The organism is Thauera sp. ZXT1-4, assembly GCF_052598215.2.
Genome location: NZ_JBQWSN020000070.1, coordinates 1 through 3499, shown reverse-complemented (window position 1 = coordinate 3499; position 3499 = coordinate 1). Strand labels below are relative to the sequence as shown.

Sequence of the window (3499 nt, the reverse complement as noted above, 5' to 3'; positions counted from 1 at the left end):
GGGTGTTCATCGGGCGCGAGGTCGGCGTCAGGTTCGGGCGGTTGTACCACCGATCGTCATGTTTGTTGAGAAGTCAATTTCCACTGGAAACGGCACAGAGCCTTATTTAAGTGCATCGCTGTAACTTGCATCGTATCTCCCGTTCGATAGTCCTGCCTGCAGCAATGCAACTTCTTGTGTGAGAAAAAAGGTTTAGGGCTAAACTGCGCCGCAGAGGGCTGCGGAACCCTCTATTCCCGCGTTTACAAGGAAAAACAATGATGGACCTGAAGAACTTTTCGCTTCCTGAACTGAAGAAGCTCTCTGTCGTCGTCCAGAAGGAGTTGGACCGGAGGACACTTCAGTCGAAGAAGGCACTGATCAAGCAAGTACAGCAGATGGCCGCCGAACATGGCTTGGATGCCGACGAGATGCTTGCTGAGGTCGGCTTGTCCGGCCGAGAAGGGTCGAGCGTGAAGTCAGGTGCCGGAAAAGCTGCTCCGGGACGCAAGAAAAAGGCACCTGCCGTGAAGAAGGAGAAGTTGCCGCCGGTGTACTGGAATCCGGTGAACGCCCAGGAGGGCTGGAGTGGTCACGGCCGGAGACCTTCGTGGGTGATCACGTACCTTGAGAACGGGGGTGAGCTCGAGTCGCTGAAGAAGCGCCCCTGACTCTGGGGGTAGTGAGGGGCTGGCTTCAGTGCAATGCTGAGCCAGCCCCTGTTCTTTGAACGGAAACGCGAAACCTCAAGCCCATTTCCCTAAGTCGCGCCAACGTCTCCTCCTCGGTCGGTCTCGTCCGCCCAAGCTGGTCACAGCAGGCTTTGGCGATCTCTAGCAGTAGCGGAACTGCCGTCACAGGGACACCAGAAATGGAGCTAGTTGCGGGGAGTAGGGAGAAGTAATCCTGAGCCGTCTTCCCAGTAAGCCACTGCAGGGCCGAGACGAGAGTCCATCCACGCCCGAGCTGGGCGCTTACTTTTGCGCTTATTTCAGCGACGCTGCAAGTGTCGACGAGGGTTGCAACGAGCACCGCCTCAACGCAGGCTTCAGCTTTTTCGCGAACACCAACATTTTTCTTGGTCATGTCGTCTCCTAAGGCAAGGGGTGCTCCGTCTTCGTAGAGGTCACAGGCGGAGCTTGTCTTTCGATTCCAGGTCACAGGCTCGCGCACGTCCTGCGTTTCACATGGATTCTGCCGCATCTCCAGTACTGCAGACGCAGCCTGATGGTCAGGCGCTAAACCAAGGAGATGTGAAATGGATCAGTATCAGTTCTACCCCACCCCCGCCACGCTTGCTTCAAGGGCGTGGTCGCTCTTCAAGAGCAAGGAATGGGTGCGTGTTTTGGAGCCCAGTGCCGGAAACGGTGACCTGGCGCTGGCTTGCCCCGCATGGCGAGACGAATACAGGCGCCGTGTACCTGTCGATTGTTGTGAGATTGACCTGAAGCGGCACCCTACCCTTCGGGCCAAAGGCTTGAATGTGGTTGGGACGGACTTTTTGCAGTTTAAGAACGGGCATCTTTACGACGCAATCGTTCTCAATCCTCCGTTCCGGGATGGTGTGAAGCATGTGTTGCATGCATGGGAGATTACGTGGGACTGCGAGATCGTCGCAATCTTGAACGCCTCGTCGCTCAAAAACGCCTACAGCACCGAGCGGGATCATCTTCTCAGCCTGATCGAGAAGCATGGCAGCGTGGAGTTTCATACCGGGGCCTTTGCAACGGAGGAGGCCGAACGCAGGACAGAGGTCGAGGTTGCGCTCATCTACCTTCGTAAGAAGGCTCAGGTGGAGGAGATTGTCGGCGACATTCTCAGTGAGATGAAAACAGATGAAGAAACCGGCGAATCGCTTGCGGGTGGGTATGCCGAAGCGCAGTGTCTTGCTCTGCCCAACTCGGTGCTCGAGAACACGGTGGTAGCCTTCAATGCCGCTGTTCGAGCCATGAAGGACGCAGTACTGGCCGAGGCGCGCGCAGGCTATTACTCGGGCCTCATTGGGGAGACGATGGCGGTCAGAGACGGCGCTGAAGGCGGTAGCAAGCGCGACATCTCAACATCGTGGGTACAGGGCGAGATGGCCTCGCGTTACCTGGAGTTGAAGGATCGCGCCTGGGCATCGGTGCTTCGCAGCGTCGATGTGATGGATAGGCTTTCTTTCGGGGCACAGCGTCGGCTCGAAGCCAGCTTCGCTGAGATCAAGCAGATGGAGTTCTCAGTGTCCAATGTCCAGGGGTTCATCCTCGGCATCATCGACAGCCAGGATGAAATCGCGATCGGGATGTGTTGCGACGTGTTCGATCACATTATTCGATGGCATACGGAGGAGAACGGGACGCTTTATCGGGGTTGGGCATCGAACGACCGCCACCGGACGGCCGGCATGAGAATCAAGACGACACGTTTCATTTTGCCGGGATTCCAGCTCGAAGGGTGGCAGCGTCAGCTCGGATGGAACCAGATGAAGATGCTGCAGGATTTCGACAAGGTTTTCGCGATGCTTGACGGGGGTAAGCTCAAACCGGAAGTTGGTCTGTGCGACATCTTCACCACGGAGCTCGAGCAGATGCGGAGAGGGGCCCGGGTGTCATCGAGCTACTTCGATTGCAGGTGGTATCCGGGGATTGGGACCATCCATTTCTTCAGTAGGAGCGCTGCGCTGACGGATGCACTGAACCGCAAGGTCGGCCGCCACCGCCAGTGGTTGCCACCTGAAGGGACGCGAGTTTCCGAGGATTTCTGGAAGCAGTACGAGAAGTCGGAAAAGTTCGACAAGGAGATTCGCCAGGCGTTGAATACGAACCGCAAACGGTGGGAACGCACAGCAATCGACCGTCTGTTCAGTAGCGATGAAAAGGAGCGTGAGGCGGCACACGAGGCCGTGGCCGATGTGATTGACCAGGTCCTTGCGCGGCACGGAATCAGCACTGATTTCTTGCTGGAAGATTCTCAACAGATGCCGCTCCTGGCGGCTTGACCAACACAACCCCGTAGCGCACCGTACTCAATGGTGCCTATGGGGTTTTCTTTTGAGGAGAAGCGTTTTGAGGATCGGCTTGGTGGCGTGCTGCGCGAAGAAGGGAGCGGAGCCATGTGCCGCAAAGGATCTCTACTTGTCCCCGCTCTTCAAGAAGTCTCGGGACTGGGTCGAGCGTCACTGCGATCGGTGGCTCATCCTGTCCGCGGAACATGGTGTTCTCGCGCCAGAGACGGTCATCGCACCTTACGACCGAACTCTGAACCAGATGAGCGCGAATGATCGGCGGGTGTGGGGTGATCTAGTACGGCAGCAGCTTGAATCGGTGGCCGGAAGCCGCTTCGTGGCCCTCGCCGGCGTGAGGTATTGCGAGCCGCTGGTCGCTCTCGATCTGGAGCGGCCGATGGCCGGCCTGGGCATTGGCCAGCAGCTCGCATGGCTATCGCACGCCAGAAAAGCAACGACGTTTTGAACGCTTGTCCGCACATTCCCCCTGCTAGGCGCACGGAGGCGTTGGCTCCTCAGTGCGCGAGCACGACG

At 57.6% G+C, this 3499-nt stretch carries 4 protein-coding genes; 3 read left to right on the top strand and 1 reads right to left on the bottom strand.

What is annotated here, in order from left to right; genetic code table 11:
- Nucleotides 1–257 precede the first annotated feature (257 nt).
- Entirely contained in the window at nt 258–650 is a 393-nt protein-coding gene (locus ACUH78_RS18870; protein WP_048704546.1) for an H-NS histone family protein, read from the top strand.
- 25 nt (nt 651–675) lie between these two features.
- Here the strand turns inward: ACUH78_RS18870 and ACUH78_RS18865 are convergent, their stop codons facing one another.
- Nucleotides 676–1065, bottom strand: a complete 390-nt coding sequence (locus ACUH78_RS18865; protein ID WP_445334405.1) for a hypothetical protein — start codon at nt 1063–1065, stop codon at nt 676–678.
- A gap of 172 nt (nt 1066–1237) precedes the next feature.
- On the opposite strand from ACUH78_RS18865, the gene ACUH78_RS18860 reads away from it, so the two are divergent.
- Both ACUH78_RS18860 and ACUH78_RS18855 read left to right on the top strand, forming a co-directional pair.
- Nucleotides 1238–2959: a DUF4942 domain-containing protein gene (locus ACUH78_RS18860; protein ID WP_445334404.1), complete on the top strand. Its 1722-nt coding sequence runs from the start codon at nt 1238–1240 to the stop codon at nt 2957–2959.
- An 82-nt stretch (nt 2960–3041) separates the two neighbouring features.
- Nucleotides 3042–3431, top strand: a complete 390-nt coding sequence (locus tag ACUH78_RS18855) for a DUF6884 domain-containing protein (protein WP_338390414.1) — start codon at nt 3042–3044, stop codon at nt 3429–3431.
- Nucleotides 3432–3499: the final 68 nt, after the last annotated feature.

Excerpts from the sequence above, each read along its gene's own strand:
- ACUH78_RS18870 (WP_048704546.1), top strand. The coding sequence starts at position 258 with ATGATGGACCTGAAGAACTTTTCGCTTCCTGAACTGAAGAAGCTCTCT.
- ACUH78_RS18865 (WP_445334405.1), bottom strand. The coding sequence starts at position 1,065 with ATGACCAAGAAAAATGTTGGTGTTCGCGAAAAAGCTGAAGCCTGCGTT.
- ACUH78_RS18860 (WP_445334404.1), top strand. The coding sequence starts at position 1,238 with ATGGATCAGTATCAGTTCTACCCCACCCCCGCCACGCTTGCTTCAAGG.